This window comes from Hamadaea tsunoensis DSM 44101 (assembly GCF_000428945.1).
Taxonomy (GTDB): Bacteria; Actinomycetota; Actinomycetes; order Mycobacteriales; family Micromonosporaceae; genus Hamadaea; species Hamadaea tsunoensis.
Genome location: NZ_AUAX01000007.1, coordinates 68,778 through 88,098, shown reverse-complemented (window position 1 = coordinate 88,098; position 19,321 = coordinate 68,778). Strand labels below are relative to the sequence as shown.

The 19,321-nt window shown below is 72.1% G+C and carries 8 protein-coding genes; 4 read left to right on the top strand and 4 right to left on the bottom strand.

The genetic code is table 11. The features are described 5' to 3' along the window. Positions 1-61: 61 nt before the first annotated feature. Together G401_RS0114645 and G401_RS0114640 are read right to left on the bottom strand one after the other, a co-directional pair. Positions 62-2,557 (bottom strand): glycoside hydrolase family 28 protein, encoded by a 2,496-nt coding sequence (locus tag G401_RS0114645; RefSeq protein ID WP_027343088.1) that lies wholly within the window; start codon positions 2,555-2,557, stop codon positions 62-64. A 104-nt stretch (positions 2,558-2,661) separates the two neighbouring features. Beyond that, a complete protein-coding gene (locus G401_RS0114640; RefSeq protein WP_027343087.1) occupies positions 2,662-9,489 on the bottom strand; it encodes a SpvB/TcaC N-terminal domain-containing protein in 6,828 nt (2,275 codons plus the stop codon). 131 nt (positions 9,490-9,620) lie between these two features. Here G401_RS0114640 and G401_RS0114635 point away from each other — a divergent pair, with 131 nt between their 5' ends. Both G401_RS0114635 and G401_RS0114630 read left to right on the top strand, forming a co-directional pair. After that, on the top strand, positions 9,621-15,221 hold the full coding sequence (locus G401_RS0114635) for a Tc toxin subunit A-related protein (RefSeq protein WP_027343086.1): 5,601 nt from the start codon (positions 9,621-9,623) through the stop codon (positions 15,219-15,221). Between the two features lie 33 nt (positions 15,222-15,254). Beyond that, complete coding sequence (locus G401_RS0114630) at positions 15,255-16,487, top strand: PQQ-binding-like beta-propeller repeat protein (RefSeq protein ID WP_157545724.1); 1,233 nt, start codon at positions 15,255-15,257, stop codon at positions 16,485-16,487. Positions 16,488-16,563: 76 nt separating this feature from the next. On the opposite strand, the gene G401_RS56735 is transcribed toward G401_RS0114630, so the two are convergent. Beyond that, complete coding sequence (locus tag G401_RS56735) at positions 16,564-17,235, bottom strand: helix-turn-helix domain-containing protein (protein ID WP_211240744.1); 672 nt, start codon at positions 17,233-17,235, stop codon at positions 16,564-16,566. Positions 17,236-17,375: 140 nt separating this feature from the next. On the opposite strand from G401_RS56735, the gene G401_RS0114620 reads away from it, so the two are divergent. Together G401_RS0114620 and G401_RS0114615 are read left to right on the top strand one after the other, a co-directional pair. Next, positions 17,376-17,948, top strand: a complete 573-nt coding sequence (locus G401_RS0114620; RefSeq protein ID WP_211240743.1) for an SRPBCC family protein — start codon at positions 17,376-17,378, stop codon at positions 17,946-17,948. Positions 17,949-18,042: 94 nt separating this feature from the next. Beyond that, positions 18,043-18,522 carry a hypothetical protein gene (locus G401_RS0114615; RefSeq protein ID WP_157545722.1) on the top strand — a complete coding sequence of 160 codons (480 nt, stop codon included), beginning with the start codon at positions 18,043-18,045 and terminating at the stop codon, positions 18,520-18,522. A gap of 174 nt (positions 18,523-18,696) precedes the next feature. On the opposite strand, the gene cpt is transcribed toward G401_RS0114615, so the two are convergent. Further along, positions 18,697-19,230, bottom strand: coding sequence for a chloramphenicol phosphotransferase CPT (gene cpt / locus G401_RS0114610; RefSeq protein WP_211240742.1), 534 nt, complete (start codon positions 19,228-19,230; stop codon positions 18,697-18,699). Positions 19,231-19,321 lie beyond the last annotated feature (91 nt).

Below are 19,321 nucleotides of genomic sequence, written 5' to 3'. Positions count from 1 at the left end.
GGCGTGCTCCACAGACCACGCTGCCTCGCCCGCGGTGGACGGGGCAGCGTGGAGCCTGCGGTCAGCTGACCGAGTAGTTCAGTACGTCGTCCGTGGTGGTCATCGGACGGGTCCCCGGGCTCGGTGCGGTGGCGGAACTCGCGCGCATCGTGACGCCGTCGGCATGACGGACGTAGAAGCCGTACGCGTTGATGTTCGGCCAGATGTTGGCCTCGGGGTAGTAGTTGCTGTACTCGGGCGGGTACTGCCACGCGGCGGTGCTGGGCGTCGTGATCGTGATCTTCACGTTGCTGAGCAGCACGTCATCGATGTGATAGGTCGCAGTGCTGTACGCGGTTCCCGACATCACCACACCGGTGGCGAGGTGTGCGGTCGCCGGATCTCCGGCAGCGGCCGTGATGTCCTCGAACCGCAGACCGCTGATCCATCGATTCGTGGCCGACGAGGTCCGCACGCCGATGACGACGAAGATCGCGCGCAGCGAATCGTCGATGGTGATGCGGCGGAAGGCCGCCTGGGCGATCGTCGCACCGTCGACGTCGGCGAGGGTGATGCCGCCGCGGCTGGTGTGCTTGACGAGGGTGTCCTCGACCGTGACGTCCCGGAAGGCGTTGAAGCTGGCGGTGCCGAGCTTGACGCCGTTGGCGCCCGACCTTCCGACGGTGGCGAGCCGGACGACGGCACCGGTGACGCCGGGCCGGCCCTGCTGCGACTTGAAGCAGATCGAGTCGTCTTCGCTGTAGACCTCGACGCGTTCGATGAGGACGTTCTGGTCGTCCACGACGTCGATGCCGTCGCGGTTGCCGTCGTTGTAGCTGTCGATGGTGACGTCGTTGATGGTCAAGCCGTCGATCTCCGCGGGTACGAGTCCCCAGAGGCCGGCGTCTTGGAGGTGGATGTCGCGTACCGTCACGTCTGTCGCGGAGGTCAGGAAGAGACCGGCCGGGTAGTGGCTGGCCTCGGGGGCAGGCTGGTCACCGTGCCAGGCCGGGTTGGTGCCGTTGCCGTTGATCACTCCGCCGCCTTCGATGGTGAGCCGGGAGGCACCGATCGAGTGCAGCAGGGCGCGGGTGACGGTGCCACCGGCGCTGATCCCGGTCAGCCTGGGGTATCGGCTCATGTCCCAGGTGCCCAGCAGCTCGGCGTCTTGTGCGATGTAGAAGGTCAGGTCGGACTTGAGGGTCAGGGTGCCGCTGAGGAACACCCCGTTCTGCAGCAGGACCGTTCCGCCGACCGGGGCGGCGTCGATGGCGGCCTGGATGGCCGCGGTGTCGTCCGTGACGCCGTCTCCGATGGCACCGGAGGTCTTGACGTCCACGGCCGTGCCGGGCGGAGCCTGGTCGACGGCGGCGAACGCCATCAGCTTGTCGACGAAGAGCGTGCCGAGCTGGCCGGAGCCGACCCCTACGGTGATCCGGCTGATGTCGGTGGCCGTCGCGTCCCGGAAGGGATACGACTGCGGTACGCCGGTGGTGGTCACGGCCGGGAAGCGGCGGCCGTCGACGTAGGCGACGAGTTTCCGGTCGGTGGTGGAGAAGACGAGGCGGACGGCGTACCACTCCCCCGGGCGGACGTCCGGGATCAGCACATAGCTGGTGGTGCCCGTCACGAGCTGCAGATTCGTGCCGGCGAACTGCACAGAAGCGGCCACGGTACCGGCCGAGCCGCGTACGTACAGCGGCATCTTGACGCCCGTCGTCTCGTCGGTACGCACGGTCGCCTGGACGGTGACCCGCCCGGTGAGCGCGGTGGGCAGCGTACGCACGGCCGTCAGGTCGCCGGCGGATGCCGTCTTGGCGAAGGCGAGACTGTGGTCGGCCGTAGAAGGCACCTCGGCCACCTGGACGGTGCCGCCCGAGACCGTGGTCGCGTAGTCCGGGGGAACGGTCCCGGCCGGAACGTCATCGAAAAGATCCTTCGCCTGGTACGCGACGGTGTCGTCCGGTACGCGGCGGACCTGGACGTTGTCCACCCACAGGGATCCGGTGTTGGTGGCGCCGGGGCCGATGGCGAAGGTCAGCCGCCCGACGTCGGTGGCCAGGCTGCTGCGGAAGGCCGCGTTCGCCAGCACCTTCTCGCCGTCGGCGTACAGGTCGAAGGTCTGGGTCGCGGTGCGGGCCCGGACGCGTACCACGTGCCAGCCGAGGGTGGCTGTGCGCAGTTGCTGGTTGGGTCCGGCGTTGTAGTAGTGGCCGGCCCGGATGCCGATGCTGGCCAGCGATGCCCCGTTGGATCCGGCGATGTACAGGACGTCGAAGAAGCTGGTCGCCGAGTCGACGCGTACGCGTGCTTCCGCCTCGACGATCCCGGTGAGCGGCGTCAGCGTACGTTGGGCGCTCACCGACGATGTGGTGTCGGTGGTGGTTTTCGACAGTCGCAGGCTGCGGTCGACGGTGTCGGGCAGGGGGTCGACTCCGACGCTGCCGCCTGAGGTCACCGCGGTCCAGCCGGCTGGGATCAGGCCGGTCGCCGTGGTGTTGAACTGTTCGGACAGTGCTGCCGCCGCCTGCGGTGGCTGGGCCTCGGCCGCGGCGGGCTGGAGCGATGCGGCCAGCATCGCTACGATGGCAAGCGCCGCCTTCCCCCGTGTATTCACTTTGTCCCCTTCACGTCGTCAAGCTCTCCGACTGGCAGGGCGAACCTACCGCGACGGGCGAGGGATCAGCGCGGGGTGAGCAGCCGGGCGGCGTTCCTCGTCTTGTTGAAGTCGACGTTGCCGAAGAACTGCAGCTCGTAGAGCCGACCGTTGGACGTGCCGAGGAAGCTGCGGACGTTGCCCGAGCGCAGCATCGACATCACCTGGTTCGCCTCGGTCGCCTCGGCTCCCCCGCGTTCGACGTAGGTCGCGAGGCTCATCCCGATGTACGCCTCACCGCCCTGCCGGTACCCGCCGAGGATCGCGGTCGTCTCGGGGACGGCGAGGGCGCCGAGACCGCCGGCTCCCTTGGCCTCGCCGATCGCGCGCAGGCCCTGGTTCTCGCCGACGCCGAGGAAGTGCAGGTCGAGGCCCTTGTTGCCGCTGTACTTGAACTGCACCGGGCTGAGCTTCCAGTTGCGCCAGGCCATCATCTCGATGGTGTTGGTCAGGCCGCCCATCTCGGCCGCGCTGACGGCCGCCCCGCTGGCGTCGGTGGTGGCGTTGCGGAAGATCGCCTGATATTCGGTGTGGGCCGCGTTCCAGGCCCGGAACTCGCTGCCCGCCTGGGACATCTGCCGGAACTCCGAGACCCCGTTGAGCAGCGGGCCGGCGAACGCGAGCACGTTGCCGAGCATCTCGCTGCGTACCGAGCCCTCGGGCACCTTCTCGCCGAGCAGGTAGTGGGAGGTGTGGAAACCGAGCCCGCGGGCGTACGCGGAGACGAGCGAGATGTTGCGGACCATCATCGAGCGCTGTTCGGGGCCGGTGAGTTCGGTGCCGTCGTGCTTCTGCGGGGTGCCGGCCCAGAGACCGCCGCCCATGAGCATCGTCTTGAACGACTCCCAGGAGAACGGGTTCGACCGGAACGCCTGCCCCGAGGGGGTGTTGACCTCCTGGGTGGCGTCCTTCGGCAGGTTCACCCCCGACGGTTCGTCCGCCGCCCCGGTGGGGTCGATGACGTTGAGCGGGTTGTTGCCCGCGTACCGGTACCAGGTCAGGCTGCCGGTCGGGAACTGCGGATCGGGCGCGGTCCACCGGCACCGCCAGGGCGCGTAGTACCGCAGGCCGTGATAGGCCAGGCCGCTCTCCTCGTCGCGTTCCTTGGCGGTGAAGCGGTAGCGCTTGGTCGCGTATCCGCCGAAAGAGGTCTCACCGAAAGGCGTGTACTCCTCGCGGTTGAGCACCCTGCCGTCCTCGTCGGCCACCGCGGTCGAGCTCGCGAGGTGGTCGCCCAGGTGGTAGAGCGTCTGCGGGTAGGGGTCGCCGGGCAGCTTCGCACCCCGGCGCAGCACCAGCACCTTGTTCACGCCGTCGCTCACCGGCAGCTCGTCGTGCACGGTCGCGGTCGCCGGGTCCTGCGCGCCGCGGATCAGCCGCTCGAATCCGTCCACATAGACCCAGACGTCGGTACGCGCGCCCCGCCGCACCAGTTTCGTCACCCGCGATCCGGCCGCGTCGTAGCGGTACTGGGCGTAGATCGACGGCTCCGCCGTGCCGGTCTGTACGCGGAAGGTCGCGCACCGGCGCGCGTGGTCCCACTCCCAGCGGCGTACGCCGCCCTCGGCGACCACGTTCCCGGCGTCGTCGTAGGACAGCGCGGCCAGCCGGTTGGATCCGGCCGCGAGGGCGTGGTCGCGGGTGTATCCCGTGGCCGCCCGATGGGTCAGCGTGAGCAGGTTGCCGACGAGGTCGTAGTCGTACCTCTCCGCGTACGCCGAGGCGATGGTGACGTCGGTCGGCGCCGGCTGGTCGCGCCACGGCTCCTTCTCGTCCGGTGGTGGCGCGGTCTTGCGGCCGGTGGCGGCGGTGAGCCGGTAGAGGGCGTCGTAGCCGAAGGCGCGGTCGAGGGCGTCGGGGCCGAGCGGCTGGCCGGGCGCGATCGGCATGCCGCTGCCGGGGCTGCGGTCGGCGAGCGTGAGCAGGTTGCCGACCAGGTCGTAGCCGTACGCGTAGTCCTGCACGACCTCGCCCGCGCGGTCGGTGAACAGGCGCGCGAGCCGGAAGGTGGCGGGGTCGTAGATGTAGCGGGTGGCCAGGCCGTTGCCGAGCCGGGCGTGGACGCGCTGGCCGCGGGCGTTGTAGCAGACTCCGCTCAGCACTTCCTTGCCGTCGGCGGCGATGGCGGAGATCCGGCCGGCCCGGGTGTACGCGTACGACAGCACGGTCCGGCCGCCGTCGGCGTTCTCCGGCGTGGTGGTGGTCCGGCAGCGGCCGAGCGCGTCGAAGTCGGCGTCGATCGCGTAGTCGGTGGGATCGAGGACGGTGTCGTCGTCGACCGCCCAGTCGACCGGGTAGGCGGTGTCCTCCCAGGCGTCCGGCCCGCTCGGCAGCGCCCCCAGCAGCAGGTCCGTACGCAGCACGCGGCGCGTACGGCGCAGCAGGTTCCCGCCGAGGTCGTACGCGTCGGCGGTCAGCCGGCCGGCTTCGTCGTGCGTGACGACGGCGTGCCCGGCGGCCAGGGTGCCCGGCTGTCCATAGGAGACGGTGCCGCGCAGCGTCACTCCCCGGGCGACCGAGCCGCCCCAGCGGGAGACCGGCCGGTGCCGGACGTCGTACGCGCTGAGCGTGACCATGTCCCGGTCGTCGCGGGTCTCGACGGGGCCGCCGAGCGCGTCGAACCAGGTACGCACGGCTCCGCCGTCGATCGTCCAGGCCCGCACGGCGTGCCCGGCGAGGTCGTGGACGGTGGTCGCGGCGACCCGGCCGAGGGCGTCGGTGACGGCGACGACCGCGCCCTCGATGTTCCGCTCGGTCACCGTGACGGCCGGTTCGGTGTCCGGCAGGTGCTCGACGGTCCGCACGACCCGGCCGAGCGCGTCGACGGTCGTGCTCTGCGGGGTGTCCCACTGCTGCGACCAGCCGGCCGAGGCGTCCTTGTGCGTACGCCGGGCGTTGTCGTCGCGGTCGTAGCGGTAGGTCTCCCACGGCGTGGGCCGGTAGACGGTCGGGTCGCCGAGCTTGTCGGGGACACCGGGAACGTGCAGCTCGACGCTGCCGTCGGCGTGGGTGACGGCGACGGCGACACCCCGGGCGTCGTAGGTGGTGACGGCGCTCGCGAGGCCGGTCGGATCCGGCTCCCGGTAGCCGAGTCCGGTGTCGTGGAAGGGTTCCCAGGCCTGGACGACCCGGCCCTTGTCGTCATAGCGGCGCGCCCCGCTGACGGCCACCCGGTCGGAGTCGACGCTGAACGAAGGGTCGTACACCTTCCCCTTCTGGTCGGCGGTGAGACCGAGATCGACGACGACCTGCTCGTCCGCCTGCGTACGCGCCTGCAGGAGGCGGCCGAAGCCGTCGGAGTACTCGGCCATCTCCAGGAACCGCTCGCCGAACCGGTCGCGTTCCTTGTCCAGTGCCGGGAACAGGTCGGCGATCTCCGCATCGGACAGCGGCGGCTTGCCGGCGGCGGCCCGCTCGGCGTTCTGCCGGTCCACGATGGACCACCGGTGGTCGACCCGGCGGATCGTGCGCACCGACAGCGGCAGGTTGACGAGGTCGTAGACGTAGACCGTGCCGGGCTGCTCGACCGTGTCGCCCTCGTTCACGCCGTCGCGGCCGAGCTGCGCGGTCCACGCAGGCTGGCCGAGCGGGGTGTAGCCGACCCGCGTACGGACGCCGGTGACGTCGGTCATCTCGGCCACGGCCAGCAGGCGGTAGTCGTGGACCGCCGAGCGTACGCCGTTCTCGGCGTCGATCACCGCCGCCGGCAGCAACGCGAAGTCGTCGTAGGTCACGTGCACGTCCGCGCCGAGCGCGTCCCGCTGCGTCACCAGCAGACCGCGGCCGTCGTACGCGGCCCGCAGAACGGTCGCGAAGTAGCCCTCGTCGTGCAGGGTGAACCCGGCCAGGGCCGGCACGGTGGCGCGGAACGCGACCGGGTACTCGTCTGTCCACACCGGACTATCGGTCAGGTAGGGCGGCGTTCCGGCCGCCGACAGCTGCTCCGGCGTCAGGACGAGCTGCTCGGCCCGGGTCACCAGGCCGTGCGTACCGATCTCGCCGAAGGGCAGGCCGGTGAAGTCGTCGCCGTCGTAGTAGGTGAGCTCGTGGCCGCGTACGTCGCCCAGCGGTGCCGCCATCAGCTCGGCCGCCAGCTGGGCCAGCGACCGGCCGCCGGGGTCGGCGAGCTGATCGCGCAGCTTACGGGTGGGCCGCGTGATCAGGTAGGCCGTGCCGTCGTCGCGCGTCGCGTACTCGGTCGTGGTCCGCTGGATCAGATGCGGGTCGCCGGCCACCCGCGGCGCGGCGAGCGCGAGTTCCGTACCGACCCGGCCGTAGCCGTCCGGCAGGCCGCTCGCCGTGAGCCGCACCATCGGCTCCACGCCCCGGCTCCACACCGCCGTGCGGGCCAGCGCCGGATGCGCCAGCGCCGAGCCGTCCACCACCATCAGGGTGTACGCCGTGTCGGCCACCTCGTACGGCCGGTCCTGCAACGGCGAACCGTCGAGCGCGTAGGTCTCCCGGCGCAGCAGCACCCCGCGCAGGGCCCGCGCCGCGTCCCGCTGCTCGCGTCGCGTGGCGGTGGCGGGCAGCGTGCTGGTGACGGCCGGGGCGATCAGCGGGTCGCCGGGCCAGTACTCGCCGTGGAACTCGGGCAGCCGCCAGGTGTCGGCCGGGCCGACCGGGCCGGGATGGAACCACGAGCGGATCTCCAGCGGCGCCGAGCCCGCCGGCCCGCCACTCAGCGTGTCGCGCTGCTCGACCCGGGCGAAGCCGCCGAACTCCCGCTCGACGCCGTCCCACGATCCGTGGTGGTACGCGTACTCGGTGGTCAGGGTCGTCCCGGCGAACCGGTCGGCCACCGTGGTACGCGCGAGGACGTGCACCGGCGTCGGCAACGTCGTCTGCCACGGCCGCCCCGCCTCCCGGTCGCGCCGGGCGAACTCGGTGCTCGTGGCGTACTCCAGTGCGGTGACCGCCCCGCGGTGGTTGTCGATCCCGTCCAGCAGGTGCGGTTTCACGCCGCCGGTCAGATCCAGGAAGCGGTACGCGGCCCGCTGCGTGGCGTCCGCCGTCCACAGCAGACCGCAGACGCCCGTGCCGAGGAGATCGGCCAGGCGTAGATGGGTCCTGTTCGTGACGCGCGGCGTGCCGGTGACGGTCCACGGCTCGCCGAAGCCGAGGCCGCAGTTGTTGAGCCACACCGTGATCCGGCCGTCGCCGACGTAGACCACGTCGGCCGTGCCGTCGCCGGTCACATCGCCGACGAGCAGCCGGTCGGGGTCGAAACCGGTGGTCCCGTACGCGCCCGCCTCGCCGAACTTGGGGGCGTCACGCATGACGACAGGGGTGTCGAACCGGCCGCGGCCGAGGCTCGGCCAGTAGACCACATGCCCGTCGTGCAAGAGGACCACGTCGGTGAGCCCGTCGCCGGTCATGTCCGCGAGGCGGACGCGCGGGTCGGCCAGGGACACCGGCGGTGCGTCGCGCAGCGGCCGCAGACCGGTGAACCCGCCGCGACCGTCCCCGTCGGCGGCGTACCAGCGGTCGTCGGAGCGGACCAGGTCCATCCTGCCGTCGCCGTCGAGGTCGGTCAGCCGGGTCAGCGGATCCGACAACGGAAGCGTGGCGGTGGTGCGCACGGGGGTCCCGAAACCGGCCTGGCCGTCGGCGGTCGGGGCCAGGGGCCACGCGTACGCGGCCGGCGCTCCACCCGCGACCAGCTCGGTACGCCCGTCGCCGTCCACGTCCGCGAAGAGCACCCCGGGCTGCCCCAGGCGTACGCCGGCCGGCGCCGCCGCAAGCGACCTCGGTGCCGCGAAGGTCCCGCCGCCGAGGTTGCGCCAGTAGCGCGCCTGCTCGCCGAGGCTGACGAGGGACGGGAGCCCGTCGCCGAACAGGTCCACGAGATCGAGCTCGCCGCCCAGAGCGGTGGGCGGCAGTGGCCCGCCGACCGCGATCAGCCGCCGCCCGTCCGGATTCCACGGCGTGTACGCGAACGTCAGCGGCGGCGCGTCCTGCACGGCGTCACCGTCCACACCGGACGTCCGGATCGTCGCGAGCCGCGACGGCCCCGGACCCGGCGCGTAGCCGAAGCCGACCCGCAGCCCCTCGACCGCGACACCCTTCTCCGCCTCCGTCCAGGTACGCATCCCGACCGCCCGCTGGGTCGTCCGCAGCTCGAAGCCGGGACGGCGATCGGTGACCGGATCGGGCCGGTCGGCGTACGCGAATCCGGCGTGGACCAGGAACCGGCCGTCGTCCAGGTCGACGTAGCGGATCGCCGACAGGTAGCGCTGCGCGGTGCCGTGCGGATCGGCGGCGTACTCGTAGACGAGCCGGTTGCCGAAGGTGTCGGCGGTCTCGCTGAGCTGCCAGGCGAAGATCCCGGCCGGTCCGGTGACCACGGCCGGGTCGGTCCAGTCCGCCGGGGCGCCGTCCGGCCGCGGGGTCCCGTAGCGGCTGCGCAGGCCCTCCCGGGTGTGCACCTCCCAGAAGTCGCCGCGCCCGTCGCGTACGCGCACGATCCGGGCGAACGCCGACTCGACGCGCGGCCGGTAGCGGGTGACGCCGGCCGGGTCGCCGGGCCGGGCCGCGATCGGCCGCAGATCCTCCGCACCGGACATGATGAACACGTCGTCGTCGGTGTAGCGCGGCACGCCCCGCGTGGTGCGGCGGCGTACCCCGGGAACGCTGAGCGACCAGCCGACGCCGAAGACGCCGTTGCCCTGGCCGCTGCTGTAGGCGAGCGTCAACTGCGGCTGTACGCCGGCCCGCCCGGCCGGGGTCCGCAGGGGAACCGAGAAGTTGACCGTCCCGGTGTGCAGGTCGGGCTGGAATGTCTCGCCGATACCCTGCTGGGCGCCGCCGCCCGGGGGCAGCGAGATCAGGTCCGCGGCGTTCTGGTCTCCCACGGGTGACATCTTTAGCATCGCGAGCCGGACTCGCGTACGGGCTGATCAATAAAGCGACACAAGCGAGGAAGGAGGGAGGTCGCGCTGCTTCAATGTGGCGATCTCGCCCCCGGCCTGTTGAGGAGCCTTCCATGTCGGACGCCGTCGCACCGCGCCCGGACGACAACGAGCCCACGCTCGTCCTGCGGGACGGCGACGAGCCCACCACCGTGCTCCCGGTCCACTGGACTCATCCGGTACGGCAGGCGGTGCAGTCCGCCCCACCGGCGGAGACGCCCGCCCTCGCGTCGCCCGACCTCGCGTTGCCCGACCTTGCGTCGCCGGGCAGCGCGGAAGCGCCCGCCAGTGTGGAGGCGCCCGCCGCCGCGGAGTCGCCAGCCGTCGCGGAGTCGTCCGCCATGGCGGTGCGGATGCTGCGGCAGCCGGAACGCCCGCGCGGCGGCACCGCGAACCTGCTCCCGCCGCCCGGCGGCGGTGGCGGCGATCTCCCGGCCGGCACCGTCAACGTGAAGATCACGACCGTGGCCGGGGTCGCGCTGACCGGCGGCACCGCCGCCATCACCGTCGACGAGCCCAGCGCCGCCTTCGTCATCGCCGGAACCTGGACCACCACCTATTCGGCCCAGGTCACCGACGGGACCCTCACCCTGGCCGGAGTGGCGTCCACCGTGCACTGGACCGGCGTGGCCCGCTCGGGCACCTGGAACGCCACCGTGCGGGCGGTGCGTACCGGCTCGAACCCGATCTCCGTCACGCTCAACGGCACCGACGGCGACGAACTCGCCATCAGCGACACCGCGACCGCCACCGTGACCATCGCGTACGCGAGCCCGACGCCGGGGCTGACGATCACCGCGCCCGCGCCGAACACCCAGGTCCCGCTGCCCCTGCCGAACGGCGGCACGGTCACCGTGTCGGCCACCACGACGCCGGGCCACGGCCCGCGTACGTTCACGGCCACCGGCGGCCTGCCGGCGGTGAGCCTGCCCGGCGGTTCCGGGCCGGTCGGCCTCGCGCCCAGCGCGATGGGGCCGCACGTCATCTCGGTCACCGTCACCGACACGCTGACGGGCGCGGCGCAGACCAAGACGGTGACGGTCGTCGGCACCGACGTCACCGCGCCGACCGTGCGCGTCACCTATCCGGCGGCCGGCGGCCAGATCGCCGCGACCCCGCCCGGCTCCCAGACCTGCACGTTCACGCTCATGGGCACGTCCGCCGACGACCAGAGCGGCATGATCGACGGCCAGGCCCAGGTCACCTGGGCGACCACCCCCACCGGTACGCCGACCGTCGCGACCCCGACCGGCCCCGCGACCGCGTCCGGACACCGGGACTTCACCTCGTGGTCGGCCCCGATTACGGTCACCGGGCTCGGCGCCCACACCATCTACGTCTGGGCGCAGGACAACTCGGGCAACGCGATACCGGCGGCCAACCCGCTCGTCGTGCCTTTCCAGGTCGTCTCCGGGTACGCCGCGGCCACCCTCGCCGAACGGCTGGACGGGCGGGCGTACCTGGCCGCGTTGCTGGAGTTCGCCAACGAGCAGGTGACCACGCCCGGCGGCGCGCTCGTCACCGCGGTCGTGGCGAGCGCCCTCGGCCAGCCCGTCGACCGCATCAGCCAGCCGCTGACCCGGGAGGCGGAGGTCAGCCGCCGGGCGACCAACCAGCTGCGCGTACCGGTCGAGGTGATGCGCGCGTACATGGCGGCCAGGGGTTACACCGGCACGACCGGCCAGGCGGCGTACGCGGCCGCGGCGTACACGGCGCTGCTGGCCGCGTACGGGACCACGCCGGCGGAACTGCAGCTGGCCCGCGGAATGACCGACGCCGACCGGCGCGCCCTCGGTACCCGGCTCGGCATCCGGCTGTCCGGCTCCCGCCCCGACGAGCTGGACGCGCTGCTGCTGACCGGTTCCGGCATCACCGAGGCCGAGCTGGAGGCCAAGTTCGGGCTGCCGTCCACCGGCCCCGCCCTGGATCCGTTGCGCGACATCGCCCCGGCCACGATCCTCCAATGGCGACGGACGGCGCAGGCGACCGCGTGGGCGGCGCAGGACGCGGCCCCGGCGGCGACGCGTACGTTCGGCGCGCTGCTCGACCCGGACGTCGTCACCGCCCGGGACGTGGCCGCCGGGGCGGCGTACGGGCCGATCACCACGGCCCTCGGCGTGCGCGCCAACCAGCTCGCGGCCTGGGAAGCCAACCTGCAGATCTCCATCAACACCGGGGCCACCCCCACCGCGGCGCTGGCGAACCTCACCCAGAAGGGGCTGCCCGGCGTCGACCTGGCCGCGCTGGAAACCGCGCAGGGCAACGGAACCGACATCGGCGACCAGCTCGCCGCGGCCGGCCTCACCCAGTCCGGGTTCTCGATCCTGCGCCGCCTCGCCCGGCTCGCGGCCCTCGGCCCGGTCACCGCGGCGGAATGGGCCCAGGCCAAGGCGATCCTCATCGGCGTACGCAAGCAGAACCTCTACCCCACGTGGCGGGCCGAGGAGTCGCGGCTGCTGCCCGGGGCGACCCCGGTCGTCGTCGGCCCCGACCAGTTCGTGGCGGCCGACGCCCCGGCCGCGGTCAGCCCCTACCGGGTGCATCCGGTCGCCCGCGCGGACTGGTCGACCCTCCTGCGTACGCGTACCGCCCAGCGGCAGTCGCTGGCCGACGGGGCCGCCGACGCGGTCGCGCAGGCCGAGCAGGCGGCGCTGCCGATCCTGCGCGACGGTCTCGTGACGGACCTCGCCGCGGCGATGCGCCTGACCGGCGACGCGGCCGAGCAGCTGACCCTGCTGTTCCAGGTGGACGTCAAGGCCGCCGGTACGCTGCGCACCACCCGGCTCGACCAGGCGACCGAGAGCCTGCAGTCGCTGCTGTTCGCGATCCGGTCCGGGCAGCTGCCGACCGGGCACCCGGCCAAACCGTGGACGCTGACGCAGGGGCAGCCCGCGTTCGACGCGTCCTGGAAGTGGATCGGCCAGTACGGCAGCTGGCAGGCGGCCACGCAGACGTTCCTCTTCCCGGAGCAGTACCGCGACCCGACCCTGCTGCTGCCCGCCGGCAACACCCCGTTCTCCGCGCTGTGGCAGGTCATCCGGGGGTCCGGCCAGTTCCGCCCGGCCGACGCCATCGCCCAGGCGAACGCGTACGTGGCGGCCTCGCGGACGGCGAACCCGAGTTTCCCGTCGTTCGCGTACCCGGTGGGGCAGCGCAACCGGGCCGCGCAGAACACCCTCGCCGCCCTGCCCCTGACGGCCGACCAGGCCCGCGAGGCGCTCTGGGCGGTGCCCATGCTGCTGGCCCAGCAGCTGCAGGCGTCGGGCGAGTACCTCGCGGCGCTGGACTGGTACTGGCTGCTCTACTCCTACGACCTGCCGCAGGCGGGCGCGGGCTCGATCCTGGCGGCGATGAACACCGAACTGGCGGCGGTGAACAACCTGCCGAACGCGCCGATCAAGCCGGACCTCACGTTCCCGCCGGGCTGGCTGACCCGCCTGGACCCGTACGCGCTCGGCCGCACCTTCCCGAACCTGCGCGCCACGCTGCTGGCGACGGTCCGCTGCGTCCTCGAGTACGCCGACAGCGAGTTCACCCGCGAGTCGGACGCGTCGGTGGCGCGGGCGCGGACCCTGTACGTGACCGCGCAGCAGCTGCTGGCCCACCGGGCCCTGGCCGCGCTGACCCCGTCGAACCCCGGTGAGGCCGCGCTGGCGCTGCCGGTCCTCGGCGAGCTGACCGCGCGGGCGGGAATCCAGCTGGCCAAGCTGCGCCAGGGCCGCAACATCGCGGGCCTGCCCCGCGTCCAGGCGGCCACCACGGTCACCGGGATCAACCAGCCGACGCCCTACCGGTTCAAGGTGCTGCTCGAACGGGCCCGGCAGCTGTCCGGGCTGGCCGGTCAGGTCGAGGCGCAGTACCTGTCGGCCCTGGAGAAGTACGACCAGAAGACGCTGCAGCTCTCGGACGCCCAGAACGCGCTCGACGCCGCCGGCGCGCAGGTGGCCGTGCACCAGGCGCAGGTGACCGAGGCGGGCGACGCGATCGACGCGGCCGTGGCGCAGAAGACGAAGGCCGACACCATGTCCGCCGACTACCGTACGCGGATCGAGGCCCCGCCCAACCAGTACGAGCAGCAGCTGCTCAGCGCGTACCCGCAGATGCGCGACATGAAGAACGTCATCGCGGTGGCGGACTCGGTGATCGGCGTGGCCAACGCGGCGTCGACGGCGATGAACGTGCCCGGCGAGGTCTTCAGCTTCGGCGCCGTGGCGGGCCTGCAGACGGCGGTGGCCGCCGGCTACGTCGTGAAGGGCGTGGCGACCGGGTTCCTCAACGGCATGGAAGCCCAGATGCAGGCCAACCAGCTGATGGCCGGGATCGAGGACCGGCGGGCCGAGTGGCGCATGCAGCAGGCGTCGGCCGAGCAGGACTCGCTGATCGCCGCCGCGCAGGTGCAGGTGGCCCGCGACCAGCAGGACATCGCGCAGAAGGAGCTGGCGCTCGCCAGCCTGCAGAACAGCCAGGCGCTCGCGACGCTGACCCTGCTGACCACCCAGTTCACCAACGCCGACCTGTACCGCTGGATGTCCACCACCCTCGGCCAGGTCTACCGCAGCCTCCTGCAGCAGGCGACCTCGGTGGCCCGGCTGGCCCAGGCGCAGCTCGCCTTCGAGCGGGCCGAGAACGCGCAGCGGCTGATCGGCGACTCCTACTGGAACGCGCCCGGGCAGACCGTCGACCGCGGCGGCCTGACCGGCGCGGAACGGCTCACCGACGACCTCAGCCAGCTCGACCAGTACGCCTTCACCACCGACCAGCGCCGGATGAACCTGTCGCAGACGTTCTCGCTGAGCGCCCTGATGCCGGCCGAGTTCCTGACGTTCCGGCGTACCGGGGACCTGTCGTTCGCGACGCCGATGGCCCTGTTCGACAACGACTTCCCCGGCCACTACCTGCGCCTCATCCGCCAGGTACGCGTCAGCGTCGTCGGCCTGATCCCGCCCAGCCGCGGCATCCGGGCCACCCTCGCCTCCAACGGGGTCTCCCGCGTCACCGCCCCGACCATGGGCGGCTTCACCGACATCGCGCTGCGCCGCGAACCGTCCCAGGTCGCGCTGACCTCGCCGCTCAACGCCAACGGCGTGTTCGAGCTGGACGTCCAGTCGGAGATGCTGCTGCCGTTCGAGGGGTCCGGTGTGGACACCACGTGGGCGCTGCAACTGCCCAAGGCGGCCAACCCGTTCGACTACGACTCGCTCGCCGACGTCCTTTTCACCGTGGAGTACACGGCGCTGGCCGACTACGGCTACCGCGCCCAGGTCGTCGAGCGCCTCAACGGCGACCGCCAGCGGTCCGCCGACTGCGTCTTCAGCCTCGCCCGCGACTTCCCCGACCAGTGGTGGTCGCTCAACAACGGGGCGCGCACCGTCACCATCACCCTGCGGGACAACGACTTCCCGCTCTACATCGAGCAGCTCGCGACGGCGGCGGTCGGCGTACAGCTGCTGGGCGCGGACGCCGAGACGGTCACCGTCCGGCGGGCGACCGGCGGTGGCGACGCGGTCACCACCAAGGGGTACGCGAGTTCCCGGCTGGCCAACGCGCCCGCCTGGACCGGCCTGGTCGGCACGAGTCCGGCCGGCGACTGGACGATCACCGTCCCGGCCGGAGTGGCCCTCGACGACGTGCTGCTCATCCTCGGCTGGTCCGGCCGCGGCCCCGCCTGGACATAGACTCCTTTCCCAGCCATCACGGGGGTGGACGACATGAGCACGATCGAGCTCGGCGACCTCACCCAGGTACGCGACGAGCCGCCGGCCCGCGGCCGCCCGGGTCGGCGTACCTGGCGGGCGGTCGGGGCCTCGGCGGTGGCCGGACTGCTGCTGACCGCGACCGGCGCCGCGGTCGACGAGCCGGCTGTCGAGGCGTACGTGCTGCCGCACGCGCGTTTCGACAGCGGCGCGACCGGCTGGGGCGATCTTGTCGCCTACATCGACGGTGCCCAGCGAAAGCTCGTCGTGGCCGATCTGGCGCGACACCGGACACTATGGACTCACGACAGCACCCCGCTCGCCTGGGTCGAACACGTCGGCGACAACGTCGTGTTCGGCGAACGCCCCGAAACCGACACGACCGGCTGGGTGGTGACGGTGCTGGATCCGCGTACAGGGGCGGAGCGGTGGCACGAGCGGCTCCGGTCGCTCGCCGTGAGCCCCGCGGGCGACCGGCTGCTCGTCCGGACCGAGACCGCCGACGCCTGGCGGATCGACGGCCGCGACCTCGCCACCGGACGGTCGTCGTGGTCGGTGCGGGTACCGGTGGGAAGCCAGTTCCACTACCCGGACGAAGGCCCGGCCGGACGCGAGTTCCTGGTCGTGCCGCCCGACCGCTACGGGCTCGCCGTCGACTACACGACCGGGGCCGTGACGCCGGTCGGGCGCGTACCGGCGGCGGAGGCGCTGTCCCTCTACGGCGATCAGCTGTCCGTCCTCGGCGGCGAACGGTCGGGCTCCCGCTACGCCATGTACGCCCTGCACGACCTCGCGGGCGGGCCGCTGTGGTCGGTGGACGTCGCCGGCGGATCGGGCCGGCCGAACCCGTGCGCCGGCGGCCTGCTGTGCTACGGCCAGGGGGACGCGGCCGTGCGGGTCGATCCGCGTACCGGAAGGATCGTCGAACACCTGGCCCGGCCCGACGACCTCGTCCTGACCGCCGCGGCCCGCAGCTGGCTGTGGATCGACAAAGGCCCGTACGCGACGGACGAGAGCACCTTCGTCGTCAGCACCCTCGCGCCCAGGGTGCCCGGCCGGCACGCCTGGCTCGGCCTGGCCCACGTCGACGGCGCCGCCGTGACGTTCACCCCGATCACGCCGCTGCCGGCGGAGGTCCGCGAATGCGGTACCACGGAGGCGTGGCTGCTCTGCTCCTTCGCCGAAGGTGGGATGGTGGCCTACCGCCGGGCCGACGTGGACGCCCTCGCCCGCCGGTCGGCCCGCTGATGACGGTCGGCTGCGGTTCGCGGCGGCCTTGGCTGCCGGACGGGCGCTGACCGGTCATCCCAAGTGGGGGCCGGGGTCAGCGGAGAACGAGGTGTTCGGTGTCGCCGGTGCTGAGCACGTCGTCATCGCGGTAGACGCTCGCCCGCGCGTACACGGTGGCGCCGTGGGTCAGCAGGATGTCGCTCCAATGCCAGTCGAGGCAGTACCGGCTGCGAAACGGCCGGCTCGCGTCGTCGGTCGGGCGGTGGATCTCGACGGACAGGTCGAGGGGCCGCTGACCGGCGATGTGGTCGAACGCGTCGCTGCCGATGAACCGCGCCCAGGCGGCGTGCCGGCGCGGGGAGTAGCGCAGCTGGACGACGCCGAAGTGCACATGCCGGTAGCCGCCCCAGACATGGTCGGTCCACAGCAGCTGCCGCGAACTGACGGTGACCTTGTCGGGGTCGCAGCCCGCTCGCACCGGGTCGGCGCCGTCGACCGCCGGCTCGTAGCCGAGCGCCGGCAGTGGCGTGATCGAGACCTCGGCCGCCCGGGTCGCGGCCCAGTGCGACCGCCACTCGACCGGGGCCTCCCCACAGGCTTGGATGAACGCCTCGGCCACCGGCCAGGTGACCCGCCGGCCGGTCTCGGCGTTCGACAGCGTGGCCGCGGAGTAGCCGGCCCGCGCGGCGACCTGGCGCAGGGTCAACCCAGCCCGGTCGCGCAGCCGCCGGAGTTCCCCGGCGAAGGGATCTTGTTCGGTGGGCACGTGAACAGTCCACCATGGAGCTGCGGTCGGCGTCAGCCCCCTGTTCACTGCTGTTCACCGGGGTGCTTCGACGTTGGCACCGTCCCGCGGCAGGTCGATATAACTGGTGCTGCAAGGGCTGCGGCACGACCGTTCGGGTCGTGCTGAACCTCGCCGTCGACCTCCCGTACGCGGCGGTCGACCCGGTCGGCGGCCGGCACCCTGAAACGCCGTGCCCCATGCTCGACATCCGCTACGGAGGATTGATGCCGACACGTCTGGAACGCACCTATCAAGCCCCGGCGGAGGTCGTCTGGCAGATGCTCACGACCGCGACAGGGCTCGACCGGTGGTGGGCTCCCGAGGGATTCGAGACCCAGGTCAGCGAGATCGGCCTCCGGCCGGGCGGCGAAGTGCGCTACACGATGACAGCGACCGCACCCGAACAGGTGAGGTACATGGAGGCGGCCGGACTTCCCCTGTCGAGCGAGCTGTACAAGACCTTCACGGAAGTTGTTCCCCCGGCCCGGCTCGGTTACCGGACCGTTGTCGACTTCGTTCCCGGGCACGAAGCGTACGTGCACCTCACGACCATCGAACTCTTCCCCGCGGCGGACGGTACGCGGCTGGTGATGACGCTCGATCCGCTCCACGACGAGCAGTGGACCCGGCAGCATCACGCGCATCGCGAGAGCGAGCTCGACAGGCTCGGGGCGGCACTCCGCCGGCCTTGACCAGAGGGCGCTCGCATCCGATCACCTCGGTGCCTGCCGCCCAACCCGAATCACCACCACAGCAACGAGCACAGCCTGGAACGGAGCCGTGCCGATGACGCCCCACCCGACCCCGGAGCCCACACCGGTGACGAGACCAGCGGTGGTCACCGTGGCGGTCGTGCTGACCTACGTCGGGGCGGCCCTCGCCGCCGCCTTCGCGGCCGCCCTTCTCGTCACCACGGGCGACCCGACAGATCCTCCCGTGGCCGCGCTTCTCCTGGGGTTGTGGCTGATCCTGGCGACAGCGGCCGCACTACCGGCGATCTTCACGTGGCGGGCCTCCAACGTGGCCCGGTGGCTGCTCTTCGTCCTGATGCTTCTCTACGCCGTGGGCAACCTGGTGCTGTGCGTCGTGATCTACCGGGTGGAGATCGGGAAATTCGCCGGGCCCGGCAAGGCGTATCTGATCTCCACCCCGTACTTCGTCCTCGGCATGGTCGCCGCCCTGGTCGCGGTACTCCTGCTCATGGAGCATCACTTCTTCTCCCCCGCGAACAAGCGGCCCGGCTCTCCCCACGCGGTGCGTCGATGAGCGCGGGCCGGCGCTCGTCGACGTTGAAGGTGCCCGCTATGGCCAAGCGGGGCATCGAGCGAATCTGGTCCAGTCCTGGGCCCGTATGGCAGAGAACCAGCCCGTCGAGTCGACTCGCATCAGCCCGGCCATCCTGGTAAAGACCCACGCGTGCCGTCTCCGGGTGGCGTTCGATCACCGGACGGCGGCGGCAATGACCCGTGCGCAGCTGAGCGGATCGACGTACGTGGTGTCGACCGTGACGTCGTAGCGGACACCTTCGTGGACCAGGTCGGCCTGCGCGGCCGCCATCCCGGCCGTCCGGTCACCACGGGCGGCCTCCCTCGCGGCGGCCACCTCGGCGTCGCAGCGTACGCCGGCCCAGAGGACGTCAAGGCCGGCCAGCGCGTCCCGCCACCGCTGCTGCGACGCCGACCCGCCCAGGAAGACATCGTCGATGATGATGCCGGCCCCGGCCCGCGCCATGGTGGCCACGCCCGCCATCCACGCCGCCTCCAGTTCCCGGAACCGGTCGCCGACGTGCACGCCACCGTCCGCGGCGAACATGATGCCCGACTCTGCCGTACGCAGAGCGGCGGGCATCGCGTCGACCAGCGTGTCCACGCTCAGGGAGAGCCACGGCTCCGGCAGAACGTCCTGTAGGCGACGGGCGATCGCCGACTTGCCGGCGCTCGAACCGCCGTTGAGCACAACCACCCGGGTAGTCATCCCGCCACGCTACTGCGATCAGCTCAGCCGAATGTACGGGCGGGCCGTGCACATCGCGTCCTGCACCTCGGCTGGCAGCAGTGGCTCCGCT